Origin of the sequence: Streptomyces blattellae, from assembly GCF_009709555.1 — a bacterium.
Taxonomy (GTDB): domain Bacteria; phylum Actinomycetota; class Actinomycetes; order Streptomycetales; family Streptomycetaceae; genus Streptomyces; species Streptomyces blattellae.
Genome location: NZ_WJBG01000127.1, coordinates 231,394 through 248,114, shown reverse-complemented (window position 1 = coordinate 248,114; position 16,721 = coordinate 231,394). Strand labels below are relative to the sequence as shown.

At 69.9% G+C, this 16,721-nt stretch carries 11 protein-coding genes; 5 read left to right on the top strand and 6 right to left on the bottom strand.

The features are described 5' to 3' along the window. Window positions 1-88 precede the first annotated feature (88 nt). From GFH49_RS12540 to GFH49_RS12520, 5 genes are all read right to left on the bottom strand, one after another. Window positions 89-3,025 carry a glycoside hydrolase family 2 TIM barrel-domain containing protein gene (locus tag GFH49_RS12540; protein ID WP_155055918.1) on the bottom strand — a complete coding sequence of 979 codons (2,937 nt, stop codon included), beginning with the start codon at window positions 3,023-3,025 and terminating at the stop codon, window positions 89-91. Continuing rightward, window positions 3,022-3,861: a carbohydrate ABC transporter permease gene (locus tag GFH49_RS12535; protein WP_155055917.1), complete on the bottom strand. Its 840-nt coding sequence runs from the start codon at window positions 3,859-3,861 to the stop codon at window positions 3,022-3,024. The genes GFH49_RS12540 and GFH49_RS12535 overlap by 4 nt, the downstream gene beginning before the upstream one ends. Window positions 3,862-3,873: 12 nt before the next feature. Beyond that, window positions 3,874-4,824 carry a carbohydrate ABC transporter permease gene (locus GFH49_RS12530; protein ID WP_155055916.1) on the bottom strand — a complete coding sequence of 317 codons (951 nt, stop codon included), beginning with the start codon at window positions 4,822-4,824 and terminating at the stop codon, window positions 3,874-3,876. Further along, on the bottom strand, window positions 4,824-6,110 hold the full coding sequence (locus GFH49_RS12525) for an extracellular solute-binding protein (RefSeq protein WP_155055957.1): 1,287 nt from the start codon (window positions 6,108-6,110) through the stop codon (window positions 4,824-4,826). The genes GFH49_RS12530 and GFH49_RS12525 overlap by 1 nt, the downstream gene beginning before the upstream one ends. 89 nt (window positions 6,111-6,199) lie before the next feature. Then, window positions 6,200-7,219: a carbohydrate kinase family protein gene (locus GFH49_RS12520; protein ID WP_155055915.1), complete on the bottom strand. Its 1,020-nt coding sequence runs from the start codon at window positions 7,217-7,219 to the stop codon at window positions 6,200-6,202. Between the two features lie 139 nt (window positions 7,220-7,358). On the opposite strand from GFH49_RS12520, the gene GFH49_RS12515 reads away from it, so the two are divergent. The 5 genes from GFH49_RS12515 (at window position 7,359) to GFH49_RS12495 (ending at window position 15,252) form a co-directional block, all read left to right on the top strand. Continuing rightward, window positions 7,359-8,123, top strand: coding sequence for a DeoR/GlpR family DNA-binding transcription regulator (locus tag GFH49_RS12515; RefSeq protein ID WP_155055914.1), 765 nt, complete (start codon window positions 7,359-7,361; stop codon window positions 8,121-8,123). Between the two features lie 334 nt (window positions 8,124-8,457). Then, a complete protein-coding gene (locus tag GFH49_RS12510) occupies window positions 8,458-9,795 on the top strand; it encodes a 6-phospho-beta-glucosidase (RefSeq protein WP_155055913.1) in 1,338 nt (445 codons plus the stop codon). A 53-nt stretch (window positions 9,796-9,848) separates the two neighbouring features. Continuing rightward, on the top strand, window positions 9,849-12,944 hold the full coding sequence (locus GFH49_RS12505) for an alpha-mannosidase (protein ID WP_155055912.1): 3,096 nt from the start codon (window positions 9,849-9,851) through the stop codon (window positions 12,942-12,944). Between the two features lie 2 nt (window positions 12,945-12,946). After that, window positions 12,947-14,197 (top strand): alpha-L-fucosidase, encoded by a 1,251-nt coding sequence (locus tag GFH49_RS12500; protein ID WP_196217953.1) that lies wholly within the window; start codon window positions 12,947-12,949, stop codon window positions 14,195-14,197. Between the two features lie 170 nt (window positions 14,198-14,367). After that, on the top strand, window positions 14,368-15,252 hold the full coding sequence (locus GFH49_RS12495) for a sulfotransferase family protein (RefSeq protein WP_230396258.1): 885 nt from the start codon (window positions 14,368-14,370) through the stop codon (window positions 15,250-15,252). 61 nt (window positions 15,253-15,313) lie between these two features. Here GFH49_RS12495 and GFH49_RS12490 read toward each other — a convergent pair whose 3' ends face one another. Then, window positions 15,314-16,435 carry an ATP-grasp domain-containing protein gene (locus GFH49_RS12490; RefSeq protein WP_155055911.1) on the bottom strand — a complete coding sequence of 374 codons (1,122 nt, stop codon included), beginning with the start codon at window positions 16,433-16,435 and terminating at the stop codon, window positions 15,314-15,316. Window positions 16,436-16,721: the final 286 nt, after the last annotated feature.

Sequence of the window (16,721 nt, the reverse complement as noted above, 5' to 3'; positions counted from 1 at the left end):
AGACAGGGTGACGGGGAAGGTGGCGGGGGTGATGGGGAAGGTGGCGGGAGTGATGGGGGGAAGGGGAGGTGTTGGGGGAGTCGGGGAGTCAGAGAACGCGCAGAGTCCAGCTCCAGCGGTGGATGCCCGGTGCGACCCGATAGGAGGGGAAGGTGTCGGGGCCGCACGACGCCGTGCCCAGCCCCCGGTGCGCCGCGTCGATGTGCACCACGCACCCCGGTCGCGGCACCAGCTCGTCGTGGTGGGCGGCGGCGGTGAGGTCCTCGGCGCGGTACCGGGTCACCGAGACCTGCCGGGGCTCGTCCAGCCGTACCGCGAGACCGGTGGCGTCCGGCGCGGACAGCGTGAAGTGCCGTACGCCGTGCCGGCCGCCGCTTTCCTGCGGGCGCAGATAGGGGGTGAACAACTCGTCCACGGGCGCGGAGTGATGGCCGACGACCGCGCCCGCACTCCGGTCCGGATACGACTCCCAGGGCCCCTGCCCGAACCACTCCAGCAGGTCGAGCCCCGGCACCGTCTCGAACACCGTGCCCACCCGGGCCACGTCCTGGAAGTCCTCCGGCAGCTCGGCCGACTCCTCGACCCGCACGCCGCCCTCGACGGCGGTGAACACCTGGACATGCCGGACGACGCCGATCGTCCCGGCGTACTCGGCGTACTCGGCGTACTCGGCGTGCACGGTCACGCGCTCGCCGTCCCGCCGCACGTTGACGACCTTGCGGACGAGCGCGTCCAGCCCCCAGGCCCGCCAGCGCGGCGCGATGCCGCCCAGTTCGTCGTTGTCGGTGGGCGCCCGCCACAGCGACAGCGTGGGGGCGGCGGTGAGGAGGGGATGGACGAGGAGGCCTTCACCGTCGACCTCGACGGGCGGGCCCTGGACGGTCGCCGGCTTCGGCGCCGCCGCGTCCCGCAACCGCAGCTGGGGCGCGCACACCTCGGTGCCGCGCGGCCCCCAGGGCTCGTCGTCCTTCGTGGTCACCCGCAGCGTCACCCAGGCCTCGCCGCCGTCGTCCGGCAGCTCGAAGGGCAGCGGCACGGTCGCCGTCCCGCCGGGAACCAGGTCGGGCAGCTCGGCCGGGGCGGTCAGCGTCCGTCCGTCGGAGAGGGCCAGCTCCCACCGGGCGGACAGCCAGTCCAGCCCGCGGAAGGACTGGTGGTTCTCGACCTCGGGCCCCGCGTGCCGGAAGCAGGTCAGCCGCACCGGCGCCGCGATCTCCCGGTGCTCGTACATCACCGGCTTGGGCGTGCCGTCGGGGAAGACGATCCCGTCGGCGATGAACGCGCCGTCGTGGATCTGCTCGCCGAAGTCGCCGCCGTACGCCCAGCGATGGCCGGGCACGGCGACACCGTTGTTGTAGAGCCCGGCGCCCCCACGCCCGGCCGGTCTTCCGTCGCTCACGCGTTGCAGGATCCCGTGGTCCCAGAACTCCCAGATGAACCCGCCCTGAAGACCCGGCGTTGACTCGATGGCGGCCCAGTGGTCGGCGAGCGTGCCGTTGCTGTTGCCCATGGCGTGCGAGTACTCGCACTGGATCAGCGGCCTGGTCTGCTCGCCGGACAGCGCGTGCGCGACACAGTCCTCGATCGGCGCGTACATCGGGCAGGCGATGTCCGAGGCGTCGTCCGTCGCCGCCCAGTCGAGTTTGGCCGCCCCCTCGTACTGGATCGGCCGGGTCGGATCGTGCCGCCGTACCCAGGCTGCCGCCGCGTCATGATGGGCGCCGTAGTCGGACTCGTTGCCCAGCGACCAGATGATCACCGACGGGTGGTTCTTGTCCCGCAGCACCATCCGCGAGACCCGGTCCACGAAGGCGTTCAGATAGCGGGGGTCGTCGGCGATCTCATGGGCGTGGTCGTGGGACTCGATGTCCGCCTCGTCGACGACGTAGAAGCCGAGCTCGTCCGCGAGGTCGTAGAGGGCCGGGTCGTTCGGGTAGTGCGCGGTGCGGATCGCGTTGAAGCCGAAGCGCTTCAGCAGGACGAGCTCGGCGCGTATGTCGTCGTACGACACCGTCCGGCCCGTCAGCGGATGGAAGTCGTGCCGGTTCACGCCCCGGATGTAGATCCGCTCGCCGTTGACGAGCAGATACCGGCCGGTGATCCCGACGTCGCGGAAGCCGATGCGCTGGTGCGACGTGTCGGCGACCGTTCCGTCGGCGCGGTGCAGCCGGACGGTCAGTCCGTACAGCTCGGGTGTCTCGGCGGTCCAGGTGCGGACGCCGGGGACGGTCGCGTGCAGTCGTGCCTCGCCGAGAAAGTCGGAGACGCGCTCCTCGGCGGTGTTGCGCCGGTCGAACTCGGTGTCGCGCGCGAGCGGTTCCCCGTCCAGGTGGCATGTGACATACCACCCTTCCGGCAGGGCACCGCGCGTGTCCCGCACCAGGCAGTCCACCCGCAACCCGCCGTCGGCAGGCGCCCGTACCGTCACGTCCGCGAGATACAGCGGATCCGTCGCGTACAACAGCACCGACCGGGTGATCCCGCCGTGCCACCACTGGTCCTGGTCCTCGATGTGGGAGGCGTCGGACCACTTGACGACCGTGAGCCGCACGGTCGCGGACGAGCCCGGGCGTACGACATCCGTCAGGTCGAACTCGGCCGCCAGATGCGAGTCCTTCGAGATCCCGACCGGCCGCCCGTCCACCTGCACCAGCAGCACGCTCTCGGCCGCACCCACCTGGAGCACGATCCGCCGGCCGGCCCACTCGGCGGGGACGTCCACCGCACGCTCGTACACACCCGTCGGATTCCCGGACGGCGAGTCCGGCGGGAACTCGGCGAACGGCATGCGGACGTTGGTGTACTGGGGGAGGTCGCCGGTGTCCTGGAGGGTCCACGCGCCGGGCACGTACGACGAGGACCAGTTCGCCGGCACGGGGGCGTCCGGGGAGGGCAGCAGCTGGAAGCGCCACTCCCCGTCGAGGTTCAGCGCCCCGGTGCGCCGGTCGACCGCGTTCATCGGGATCCGTCCCCAGGAGGTCACCTCGGGTGCCTCCCAGGGGCGGAGCGCCAGCATGGGGTTCATCCGCGGACGGCTCCCTTGGCGAGGTCGCCGATGATCTGCTTGGCGCCGATCGCGAACACGATCAGCAACGGGATCAGGGCGAGCAGGGCGCCGGTCATCACGATGCCGTAGTCGGTGGTGCCGTGGGTGCCGTTGAGCTGGGACAGCGCGACCTGGAGGGTCACGTTGTCGGGGTTGGTGAGGGCGATCAGGGGCCAGGCGAAGTCGTTCCACTGGCCCATGAAGGTGAAGATGCCGAGGAAGGCCAGGCCGGGCCGGACCACCGGCAGCGCCACGTGCCAGTACTGGCGCAGGAAGTTCGCGCCGTCGAGCTTGGAGGCGTCGAGCAGTTCGTCGTGGATGGCGGTCTTCATGTACTGCCGCATCCAGAAGATGCCGAAGGCGTTGGCCGCGGCCGGCACGATCAGCGCGGTCATCGAGCCGATCCAGCCGATCCGCGCCATGACGACGAACTGCGGGATGACCGACAGCTGCGCGGGCACCATGAAGATGACCATCAGCATCCCGAACAGCAGTCCCTTGCCCGGGAACTCGAACTTGGCGAAGACGAAGGCCGCCAGCGAGTCGAAGAGCAGGACCAGGAAGGTCACCGACGTCGCGACCAGCAGCGAGTTCCACATCGACCCGAAGAAGTCGATGGCGTCGAAGAGGTTGCGGACGTTCTCCAGGAAGTGCGTGCCCGGCAGCAGTTTCGGCGGGTACGAGAAGATCTCCGACGAACTGTGCGTCGACATGATCACGGCCCAGTAGAACGGGAAGGCCGAGATCACGGTGCCGATGATCAGCGGGAGGTGCAGCCCGATGGCCCTGCGGCGGGACCCCTTGATGGATGGCATGATGCGCCCCTCCTACTCGCCCCGGCGCTGCACGAGGCGCCAGTTGATGATCGAGAAGAGCACGACGACGAGGAAGATGCCCCACGCCACCGCCGCTCCGTACCCGAAGTCGTTGTTGTCGAAGGTCTGCTGGAAGAAGTAGAGGACCATCGTCTGGCCCGAGTGGCCCGGACCGCCCGCGAACGTCGAGTCGTTGGTAGTGGTCTGGAGCAGCACCTGCGGCTCGGAGAAGCTCTGCAGACCGGTGACGGTCGAGACGACGAGCACGAACAGCAGCGTGGGCCGCAGCAGGGGCAGCGTGATCCGGAAGAAGGTCTGGACGGGACCCGCGCCGTCCATGCGCGCGGCCTCGTACAGGTCGCTCGGGATGGTCTGGAGTCCGGCGAGGAAGATGATGGCGTTGTAGCCGGTCCACTGCCAGGTCATCAGCGCCGCGATGGTGACCTTGATGCCCCACGGCGTGTTCAGCCAGGCCACCTGGTCGAGCCCCACCCCCCGCAGGACGGCGTTCACCACGCCGTTGTTGGTGGCGAAGATGGAGCCGAAGACGATCGCGATCGCGACGACCGAGGTGACGTTCGGCAGGAAGTACGCGACGCGGTACAGGCTCTTGAACCGGACCGCCGAGTTGAGCATCACGGCGGTGACCATCGCCAGGAAGATCATGGGGAAGGTGGCCAGCGCCCAGATGATGATCGTGTTGCCGATCGAGTTCCAGAAGTCGGTGTCGCTCAGCAGGTACTGGTACTGCGAGAGCCCGGCCCACTCCATCGTGCCGAGGCCGTCCCAGCGGTGGAAGGACAGGTAGAGGGAGAAGCCCACCGGGAACAGGCCGAAGGCGAGGAAGAGCAGGTAGAAGGGGGAGATCGCGGCGTAGAGGTGCCAGTACTTGCGCCAGCCCTTCTTGGGCTGGGTGGGGGAGGGCTTCGCCACAGCGGGCGGGGTCTGCTCCAGGACGGCCATCAGTAGCTCACCCCCAGGTGCTTCGCGATACGCCGGCACTTGCTCATGGCGTCACTCCATGCGTTCTTGGGGTCCTTGCCGAGGACGCCGACGTTCTTGATCTCGTCCTTGATGGGCTGCCCGAGGGCGGTGTCGTACGGGCTGTTGTAGGCGACGGTGATCCTCTCCGCGGCCGGACCGAAGATGTCCGTGGTGACCTGGCCGCCGAAGAAGTCGTCCGGCTCCTGGAGTTGCTTCAGGCCGAACGAGGCCGGGGTGGACGGGAACAGACCCGCGTCGACGTACCCCTGCGCCTGGTTGGCCGCGTTGAGCATCCAGGCGATGATCTCGAAGGCCTGCTCGGGCTCCCGGCACGCCTTGGTGATCGACAGGAACGAGCCGCCGTTGTTGGAGGGCCGTACCGGCATCTGGGCGATCCGCCACTTGCCCTCGGTCTTCGGCACGCCGTTCTTCAGGTCGAACGTGGCCCAGGAGGCGCCGAGCTGGCTCGGCAGCTTGCCGTCCTGCACGGCCGACAGCTGGTCCGGGGTGCCGGTGACGAGGTCCGAGACGATCCCCCGCCGCTTGGCCTCCACGGCGAGATCCCACGCCCGGCGCACATGCTCCTGGTCGCCGATGAAGTGGCGGTCCTTGTCGACGTACCGCTTGCTGCCCTGGTTGACCACGTTGTCGTAGACGCTGTTGACGTCGGTGAGCAGCTTCGCCCCCGACACCCGCCTGCCCAGCTGCTCGCCCGCGTCGAAGAACTTCTCCCAGGTGTTCAGCTCCTTCGACACGTCGTCGGGTTCGTACGGCAGTCCCGCCCGGCGGAACACCTGGTACTGGTAGAAGTGCGCCACCGGACCGCAGTCGATCGGGAAGCCGACCATCGTGCCGTCGTCGGCGATGCCCTGGTCCCACTTCCAGGTCAGGTACCGGCTCTTGTACTTCTCCGCGCCCAGCGTCCGCAGATCGATGAACTGGTCCGCGTTCGGCAGGTAGGAGGCCATGTCCTCGCCCTTGAGCCCCGCGATGTCGGGGATGTGGGCCTGGCCGGTGATGGTGGTGATGAGCTTCGAGCGGTACTGGCCGCCGATCTGGATGGCCTGGAGGTCGACCGCGCTGTCGTAGCGGGCCTTGGCGTTCTTCACGACGGTGTCGCTCAGGCCTCCGCTCCAGTACCACAGCACCATGTTCCGGCCGGTCGAACCGGTCGGAACGGCACAGCCGGTCGCCAGGCCGCCGAGTGCCGTGGCGGCCGTACCGGCCAGGCCCGCGCGCAGCAGGCCTCTTCGTGAGAGCCGCACAGCTCCCACCGCCTTTCGGGTGTTCACGGATCTTCGTGGATCTTCGTGTACCAGGGGGATGAGGGGAGATCAGGGCAGATGAGGGCAGATCAGTGGGGGGAGTTCGGGGGCGTCAGCGGCGCGTACCGGACCGGCGGTCCGGGGTCCTGCGGCATCCGGTCGGCCAGGAAGCCGTAAGAGCGCCGCAGGGCGGGGTCGTCGAGCGCCTGCCACCACTGGTGGATGCCGTACCAGCCGGGGGCGGCCAGCGCTCCGGTGCGGTGCCGGACCGACAGTCCGGACGCCAGCACCGCGAACTTCAGCCGCTCCACCAGCGGCCAGCCGCCGAGCGAGGCGGCGACGAAGCTCGCGCCGAACACGTCGCCGGCGCCGGTCGCGTCCAGGACATCGATGTCGAGGGCGGGAACCTCCGCGTACTCGCCCGTGGTCTGGTCGGCGGCGATCGCGCCGTCGCCGCCACGGGTGACCACGGCCACCGGCACCAGTTCGGTGAGCGTGCCGAGCGCCGCCACCGCGCTGTCCGTGCGGGTGTAGGCCATCGCCTCGGTCTCGTTGGGGAGGAAGGCGTGGCACAGGGAGAGCTGGTCGAGGAGGTCGGTGGACCACTGCCGGGTGGGGTCCCAGCCGACGTCCGCGTAGATCTGGGTGCCGTTCGCGGCGGCCTTGCCGAGCCAGGCGCGGGGCTCGGCCTCGATGTGCACCAGCGCGGTGCGTGCCTCGGGCGGGTCGCCCATCAGCGTGTCCTGCGAGTACGGCGGTACCTGGCCGTGGGTGACCAGGGCCCGGTCGTGACCGTGCGCGATGGAGACGGTGACCGGGGTGTGCCAGCCGTCCGCAGTGCGGGAGAGCGAGAGGTCGACGCCTTCCTGGCCGGCGAGGACGTCACGGCAGTGCTCGCCGTAGAAGTCGTCGCCGAAGACCGCGGCCAGGGAGGTCTTCAGGCCGAACCGGGAGGCGGCCACCGCGAGGTTCGCGATGCCGCCCGGGCCGCAGCCCATGCCGGAGGTCCAGATCTCCTCGCCCGGCGTCGGCGGCTTCCCGAGCCCGGTGAGGACGAGGTCGTAGAAGAGCAGCCCGGTCAGCAGCACATCGGGCCTGTCGTCGTCCACGCGCACATCCCTTCGTGGGGAGCTCGTCAAAACTCGTCATTTTCGATGACCGGAATCGTGCGCCGCTCGGCGACATTGGTCAATACCTCAGCAGAACTGAGCATGGAAATGATTGAAGATGACGAGTACTGTTCACAGCGTGCTGGCAGAACGACGACACCAACTCATCCTGCGGGCCCTGCGCTCCGGCGGTCCCGCGGCCGTGACCGATCTCTCCGAGCAGCTGGGTGTGAGCCCCGCCACCATCCGCCGTGACCTGGTGAAACTTGAGGAGGACGGCCTGCTCACCCGGGTGCACGGCGGCGCCGTGGCGGAGGAGGGCGACCAGCCCTTCGCCGAGGTCGCCGAGGTGCGCGTGTCCGAGAAGGACGCGATAGCCGAGCATGCGGCGGCGATGATCAAAGATGGTCAGTCGGTGCTGCTCGACATCGGTACCACCGCCTACCGCCTGGCCCGCCGGCTGCACGGCCGTCGGCTCACGGTGATCACCAGCAACCTGGTGGTCTACGAGGAACTCGCCGACGACGAGGGCATCGAGCTGGTCCTGCTCGGCGGCATGGTCCGCCGCGAGTACCGCTCCCTGGTCGGCTTCCTCACCGAGGACAATCTGCGCCAGCTGCACGCAGACTGGCTCTTCCTCGGCACCAGTGGAGTGCGCCCGGGCGGGCACGTGATGGACACCACGGTCGTCGAGGTGCCGGTCAAGCGCGCCATGATCAAGGCCAGTGACCAGGTCGTCCTGCTCGCCGACTCGGCGAAGTTCCCGGGCACGGGCATGGCGAAGGTATGCGGTCCCGAGGACCTGGACATGGTGGTGACGGACGCGCCCGTGGACGCTGCGACGCGGGCCTCCCTGGAGGAGGCCCGCGTCGAGGTGGTACTGGCAGGAAGGGGGCAAGCTTGAATTCCCTCTCCTGGATCCCTCGGGTCTTTCGGGTCCCTCGGATTTTTCGGATCCTTGAGATCCCTCGGAATCGAAGGAGACTGCTGGCGCACACCGCTCGATCGCTCAGCAGGCGATCGAGTCCTGCGCGATCAACATCAGCCGGGCTGAAACCAGCCCGGGTTCTTGGCACAAGTGCAAGGAGTCAGCGCGTGCTTGGTTCTCGCGACGCACTATGCGGAGCCCGCCCGTGCACGCGGGCAGATGCCCGCCCAACGGCCGAACCTCCGTTCCATGACCGGCTCCGTGAGGTTCCCCGCCGGCCTGAGCGCCAGGGCACGCTTGGAGGAAGCCGGTGAAGCTGACCATTCTGGGCGGCGGCGGATTCCGCGTGCCGCTCGTGTACGGCGCGCTCCTCGAAGACCGCGCCGAGGGCCGGGTGACCCGGGTCGTGCTGCACGACCTGGACGCCACCCGGCTGAACGCCGTGACCCGCGTGCTCGCCGAGCAGGCCGCCGGCGTCCCCGACGCTCCCGAGGTGAGCGCCACCACCGACCTCGACGAGGCGCTGCGGGGCGCGGACTTCGTGTTCTCCGCGATCCGCGTCGGCGGCCTGGAAGGACGCGCGAACGACGAGCGGGTGGCCCTGGCGCAGGGCGTCCTCGGCCAGGAGACGGTCGGCGCCGGCGGCATCGCCTACGGCCTGCGGACCGTGCCCGTCGCCGTCGACATCGCGCGGCGGGTGGCCCGCCTCGCGCCCGACGCCTGGGTCATCAACTTCACCAACCCCGCCGGCCTGGTCACCGAGGCCATGTCCCGCCATCTCGCGGGCCGGGTCATCGGCATCTGCGACTCGCCGGTCGGCCTCGGCCGCCGTATCGCCCGGGTGCTCGGCGCGAACCCGCGAGAGGCGTGGATCGACTACGTCGGCCTCAACCACCTCGGCTGGGTGCGCGGCCTGCGCGTCGCCGGCCGCGACGAGCTGCCGCGCCTGCTTGCCGACCCCGGCATGCTCGGCTCCTTCGAGGAGGGCAAGCTCTTCGGCCCCGACTGGCTGCAGTCCCTGGGCGCCGTCCCGAACGAGTACCTGCACTACTACTACTTCAACCGCGAAGCCGTCCGCGCCTACCAGGAGGCCCAGCAGACCCGCGGCGCCTTCCTGCGCGACCAGCAGGCCCGCTTCTACGAGCAGATGCGCGACCCGAGCGCGGCGGCGCTGCTCGCCTGGGACCGCACCCGCGCCGAGCGCGAGGCGACGTACATGGCGGAGAACCGGGAGACGGCGGGCGCCGGCGAGCGCGACGCGGACGACCTCTCCGGCGGCTACGAGAAGGTCGCCCTCGCGCTGATGCGGGCGATCGCCCGCGACGAGCGCACCACCCTGATCCTCAACGTGCGCAACGAGCACACGCTCTCCGTCCTTGACAACGATGCCGTCATCGAGGTTCCGTGCCTCGTCGACGCCAACGGTGCCCACCCGGTCGCCGTCGACCCGCTGCCCGACCACGCCACCGGGCTCGTCTGCTCGGTCAAGGCGGTCGAGCGCGAGGTCCTCGCCGCGGCCGAGTCCGGCTCCCGTGCGACGGCCGTGAAGGCCTTCGCACTGCATCCGCTCGTCGACTCCGTGAACGTGGCCCGCAGACTCGTCGACGGCTACACCCAAGTCCACCCCGGTCTCGCGTACCTCGCGTAAGCGCGCTTTCCCGGCAGACTCTTCATCTCCCCGCAAGCTCTCTGGAGACTCTGATGCACGACGAACGCCAACGGATCGAAGAGCGCGTCCAGCGCCTTCACGACCAGCGCATCAAGACCGCGGTCTACGCGGCCACCGTGCCGTTCGAGGTCGAGGCCTGGCAGGCACCGGGCGAGCCGGTCTCCTTCGAGGAGGCGGCGGCCGCCGCCTACGCTCCCTTCGCGATGGACACCCCGTGGGGCCCGCCATGGGGCACGACCTGGTTCCGGATGCGCGGGCAGGTGCCCGCCGAGTGGGCCGGCAAGCGCGTCGAGGCGGTCATCGACCTCGGCTTCGTCGGGGACTGGCCCGGCAACCAGGCCGAGGCGCTGGTCCACCTCGCGGACGGCACACCGCTGAAGGCGGTCAACCCGCTCAACCAGTACGTGCCCATCGCCAACCCGGCGACCGGCGGTGAGCAGATCGACTACCTGGTGGAGGCGGCCTCCAACCCGGACATCCTCGCGAACGAGTTCGCCGCCCCGACGCTGCTCGGCGATGTCCTGACCGCCGGCGACAAGCCGCTCTACACCTTCCGGCGAGCCGGCCTCGCCGTCCTCGACGAGGAGGTCTTCCACCTCGACCTGGACGTGGAGGTGCTGCGCGAGCTGATGCTGGAGCTGGGCGAGCACGACCCGCGCCGCCACGAGATCGCGCACGCCCTGGACCGGGCGATGGACCTGCTCGACCTCGACGACGTGTCCGGCTCGGCGGCTCAGGTGCGCGCCGCGCTGCGGCCCGTGCTGTCCAAGCCCGCGAACGCCAGCGCACACGTGGTCTCCGGCGTCGGCCACGCGCACATCGACTCCGCCTGGCTGTGGCCCATCCGCGAGACCAAGCGCAAGACGTCGCGTACCTTCTCCAACGTCACCGCGCTCGCCGACGAGTACGAGGACTTCGTCTTCGCCTGCTCGCAGGCCCAGCAGTACGAATGGGTGCGCGACAATTACCCGCGGGTGTGGGCGCGGATCCAGGAGTCGGTGAAGAAGGGCCAGTGGGCTCCCGTCGGCGGCATGTGGGTGGAGGCCGACGGCAACCTGCCCGGCGGCGAGGCGGTCGCCCGGCAGTTCGTCCACGGCAAGCGGTTCTTCATGGAGCACTTCGGCGTCGAGACCAAGGGCGTGTGGCTGCCGGACTCCTTCGGCTACACCGCGGCCTACCCGCAGCTCGCCAAGCTCGCCGGTAACGAGTGGTTCCTCACCCAGAAGATCTCCTGGAACCAGACCAACAAATTCCCCCACCACACCTTCTGGTGGGAGGGCATCGACGGCACCCGCATCTTCACCCACTTCCCGCCGGTCGACACCTATAACGCCCGCTTCAGCGGCGAGGAGATGTCCCGCGCCGTCCGCAACTACGCCGAGAAGGGCGGTGCCACCCGCTCCCTGGCCCCCTTCGGCTGGGGCGACGGCGGTGGCGGCCCCACCCGCGAGATCATGGAACGGGCGCGCAGGCTGGCCGACCTGGAGGGCTCGCCGAAGGTCGTCGTCGAGCACCCCGACGACTTCTTCGCCAAGGCCCGCGAGGAGTACCCCGACGCCCCCGTCTGGGTCGGCGAGCTGTACCTGGAGCTGCACCGCGCCACGTACACCTCCCAGGCCCGCACCAAGCAGGGCAACCGCCGCTCCGAACACAGGCTCCGCGAGGCCGAGTTGTGGGCGACGACGGCGGCACTGCACGCGCCGGGCTACACCTACCCGTACGAGCGGCTGGACCGGCTGTGGAAGACGGTCCTCCTCCACCAGTTCCACGACATCCTGCCGGGGTCGTCGATCGCCTGGGTGCACCGGGAGGCCGAGGCGGAGTACGCCCGGGTGGCCGAGGAACTGGAGGCGCTGACGCGGGAGGCGGTGGCCGCCCTGGGCGGCGGCGGAGCCCGGGTGTACAACACGAGTCCGTACGACCGCTCCGAGGTGCTGCGCGCGGCCGACGGGCCGGTCTACGTGGAGGTGCCGGCGGGCGGCAGCGCGCCGCTCGCCGCCGCCGAGCCCCCGCAGCCGGTGACGGTCGAGGGCCGCGTCCTCGACAACGGACTCGTGCGCGTGACGGTGGCGCAGGACGGAACACTGGCGTCCGTCCGCGACCTGCGGGCGGACCGTGAAGTCCTCGCCGGCGCGGGCAACCTGCTCCGCCTGCACACCGACCTGCCCAACTACTGGGACGCCTGGGACGTCGACAAGCACTACAAGAACCGCTACAAGGACCTGCTGGACGCCTCGGAGATCACGGTCGTCGAGCAGGACCCGCTGGTCGGCGCGGTCCGTGTCGTGCGGCCCTTCGGCAACGGCTCGACCATCACCCAGACGATCACACTCCGGGCCGGCAGCCCCCGCATCGACTTCGAGACGGACATCGACTGGCACGAGGCGGAGAAGTTCCTCAAGGCCGGCTTCCCGGTGGACATCAGGGCACCGCACTCCTCCGCCGAGATCGCCTACGGCCACATCCAGCGCCCCACGCACACCAACACCAGCTGGGAGGCGGCCCGCTTCGAGGTGTCCGGCCACCGCTGGGTGCACATCGCGGAGCCCGGCTACGGCGTCGCCGTCATCAACGACTCGACGTACGGCCACGACGTGTCCCGCACGGTCCGCGAGGCGAGCGAAGCGAGATGGGGGTCCCCCCGGCCGGAGGCTGGGGGAGGTACGACGACCACGGTCCGCCTCAGCCTGGTCCGCGCCCCGCGCATCCCGGACCCGGAGGCCGACCAGGGCCGCCACCGCTTCACCTACGCGCTGCTGCCCGGCGCGACCATCGAGGACGCCGTCGCCGAGGGCTACGCCCTCAACCTCCCGCTGCGCGTGGCGGACGCGGCGGGCGCACCCGAGCCGGTCGTCTCCGTGGACGGCGACGGCGTGACCATCGAGGCGGTCAAGCTCGCCGACGACCGGTCCGGCGACGTCGTCGTACGGCTCTACGAGTCCCGCGGCGGCCGGGCCCAGGGCGTCCTGCGCACCGGCTTCCCACTGGCCGGCGCCCAGGTCACCGACCTGCTCGAACGCCCGCTGTCGGACGGGGACCTCGCGGATGCCGTGGACGTCGTGGACGGAGCCGTCCGTGTCGGACTGCGTCCCTTCCAGATCCTGACCCTCCGCCTGAGCAGGAGCTAGCCGTGCCGATGCAGCAGTGGTTCTCCGACGCCAAGCTGGGGATCTTCGTGCACTGGGGGATCTACGCGGTGGACGGCGTCCAGGAGTCCTGGTCGTTCTACGACGACATCGTCCCGTACGACACCTACATGTCCCAGTTCGACCGCTTCACCGCCTCCCGGTACGAGCCGCGGGACTGGGCCAAGCTGTTCGCCCGGGCCGGCGCCAAGTACGCCGTCCTGACCAGCCGGCACCACGACGGCGTCGCCCTGTGGGACACCGCCCACGGCGACCTGAACGTCGGCCGCGACCTGATCCGCGGCTACGCGGACGCCATGCGCGAGCAGGGCCTCAAGGTCGGCCTCTACTACTCGCACTCCGACTGGAGCCATCCCGACTACGCCTCCACGCGCAAGCCGGGCCGTCCGCCGGAGCTGGAGGACAACCGCTACTCCGAGGTGGCGGCCGAGTTCGAGGACCTGGACGCCTGGGAACGCTTCCTCGCCTACCGGGACGGCCAGATCCGCGAGCTGACCTCCCGCTACCAGCCGGACCTGCTGTGGTTCGACGGGGAGTGGGACCGCAGCGAGGAGCAGTGGCGCATACCCGAACTGGCCGCGCTGATCCGCTCCGAGGTGCCGGACGTCGTGTTCAACGCCCGCATGCTCAGCGAGGGCGACTACGCGACCCCCGAACAGGGCGCCCCGGTCGTCCCGCCCGAGGGCCCCTGGGAGCTCTGCCTGACGATCAACGACTCCTGGGGTCACCAGCACCACGACCACAACCACAAGTCGGTCGACCAGCTGATCCGCTACTTCACCGAGACGGTCGGCTCAGGCGGCAACCTGCTCCTCAGCGTCGGGCCCAGGGAGGACGGCACGATCCCGCGGGAGCAGGTCGAGCGCCTCGAAGGGCTCGGCGACTGGATCGCCAAGCACGCGGAGGCGGTGTACGGCACCGTACGAGGGCTGCCCGCCGGCCACCACTACGGCCCGAGCACCCTCTCCAAGGACCGCCGCACGCTGTACCTCATCCTCTTCGACGCCCCGCGCAACGAGATCAACGTACGCGGTCTGCTCGGCTCCGTGCGCCGGGTCACCGTGCTCGGCGGCGGCACCGAACTGGCCCACCGGGTCACCGGAGGGCTGCACGAAACGCCGGGTGTGCTGTGGATCGAACCCCCCGCCGCGGCGGACCTCGACCCGCATGCCACGGTCCTCGCCGTCGAACTGGACGGCGAGCTGGAGCTGTACCGGGGGGCTGGACGTTTCTGATCGTGAAGGCGTTGTGGCCCCAACTCCCACGAAGATTTAAGGAAGCAGTAAAGTGCCTGGTCACGTCCGAAAACCCGGTGTCCGTGAGCTGGCACTTTGCCTGCCGGACACCTGGAGTTTGCATACTGCCCGTGAGATGCCCGGGTAAGGCGTACGAGAAAGGTGTCGCGGTGGGAGACTCGCGTAAGTCAGCGATCGGCAAGGGGCTGAAGCGCCGGGGGAGGCTGATGATGCAGGCGGTCAGCCCGCCGCGTCGGCCCCTGGACGCCATTCCCGCCCCCCGGCCCGCCGCGAAGCCCAAGCAGCCGGCATACGTCGCTCCGCTCGCCCCGCGGCTGGTGGAGTCGCCGGTCTTCGTGCTGTCCTCGGTGCGCTCCGGCTCGACCCTGCTGCGGGTGCTGCTGAACAGCCACAGCCGGATCCGCGCCCCGCACGAGATGCATCTGCGCACGGTTCACGTCCAGTTGACCCGCAGCTTCACCGCGGACGCCATGAAGGCGCTGGAACTCGACAAGATCGAGCTGGAGCACCTGCTGTGGGACCGGGTCCTGCACCTGGAGCTGACCCGCAGCGGCAAGGACGTCATCGTCGACAAGACGCCGCCGAACACCCTCATCTGGCCCCGGCTGGAACGATGTTGGCCGGGCGCCCGCTACATCCTGCTGCTGCGCCACCCGGGCGCGATCGTCGCGTCCCTGACCGACCGCCGCAAGGAACCCGACCACGAGGCCATCCTCGCCGAGGTGCTCAACTACTCGGAGAAGCTGGAGGAGGCGCGGCAGAGCATCCGGAACGCGCACATCGTCCGGTACGAGGAACTCACCGCCGAACCGGAGAAGGCCACCCGCGCCGTGTGCGACTACCTCGGCGTCGAGTGGGAGCGCACCATGCTCGACTACGGCAACAACGACCACGGCACCTTCCGCCCCCAGCTCGGCGACTGGAGCAGCACCATCAAGTCGGGCCGCATCCAGCCCGCCCGCACCGCCGACCCCACGGCCGAACTCGCGCCGCGCCTGAAGGAGATCGCGCAGGCGTGGGGGTACGAGGTCTGAGCAGACCTGGGCCGCCCGCGTGGGCGCGAGCAACCACGAAGACTCGCGCCCGGCAGACGGCCTACAGCGGCAGCGCCTCAGCCGTCACCTCGACGGAGTCGACCGGCGCAGGCGCCGCAGGCACCGGCGCCGACTCCTCGACCCTCTGGTGCGGCAGCGACACCGCCCGCAACGGCCGCGGCCCCGACACCACCGTGTAGTCCTGCCCGAGGAACGGCGGAACCATTTCACCCGGATCCTCACCCAGTGCCAACTGGACGGCCGCCCAGGGCGCGTTGACCCCGCACAGCGACAGCTGATGCAGCCCGCCCGCCGGACGCGTGTTGACATCCATCAGAACCGGTGTGTCCCCGAACATCCGAAACTGGATGTTGGAGAGATAGTGCAGCCCGAACCCCTCCGCGATCGCCCGCGCCGGCTCCAGCCACTGCTCGTGCAGAGTGAACCCGCGCCGGCGGCCGTCCTTCGTGCGGCCCACCGACAGCCGGATCCGGTTGTCGGGCCCGGTGAGGCAGTCCACCGACACCTCCGGCTGCTCCAGGCGCGGCATCACCAGCCAGTCCACCGGCTCGTCGGCCTGCCGCACCGCCTGCACGACCAGGTCGAGCGGGACGTACGAACTCGGGAACCCGGTCAGGTGCATCATCGAGAACGGGGCGCGCGTGATGTTGCGGAAGCCGACCCCGCCCGCGCCGGACGCCGGCTTGAAGCACGCCTTGTGGCCGCCCGCCTCCAACTCCTCGACGGCGGCGACGAGTTCGTCCGCCGACCGCACCCGCCACCACGGCGGCACCGGCACCCCGATCGCCTCGACCGCCTCGTACGCGATCACCTTGTCCTGGAAGACGGCCACGGCCTCGGGCGGCGGCGCGAGCACCGCCGTGCCGACCGCCTCGAACTCGGAGCGGTGCGCCACGATCGCCGCCTGCTGCATACGGGGCACGAACACGTCGATGCCACGGCGTACGCACTGGTCCAGGGCGTACTCGACATACGCGGCCGGGGACAGGCCCTCCGGCTCGACGTCGGCGGTGTCGGCGGCGGCCAGCACGGGGGAGTCGGCGTCCCCGTGCGTGGCATGGATCTCGACGGCCCGATCACTGGGATTTCGGCGCAGCTGATCCATGAAGAACACGTTCTCCGCGTACGTGCGGTTGAGCCAGACGCGTACGCGAGAGACCATGCAGGCCGCCTTTCACGGTTCGCGGGCACGGCGGAGCAGGCCGCGCCCGGCCTATCGAATGGAGGGAACACCAAACTGCCCTGCTGAAGGGAAGTTCGTGGTGGTGGTGTTGGGGCGATCATACGGGTTCGCGGGGGTGTGGCGTGCAACATGCGTGTTACGGATTCTCGATGGTGCACGTCGGGTCGATGGTCGCCTGCCGGCCCGCACTGTCCGCCGCCGGGATCCGCCTTGTCCGGGGCCCCGCGGATGTGCTGTCGTGGAGCCATTCGTGCGCGGAAGGGGC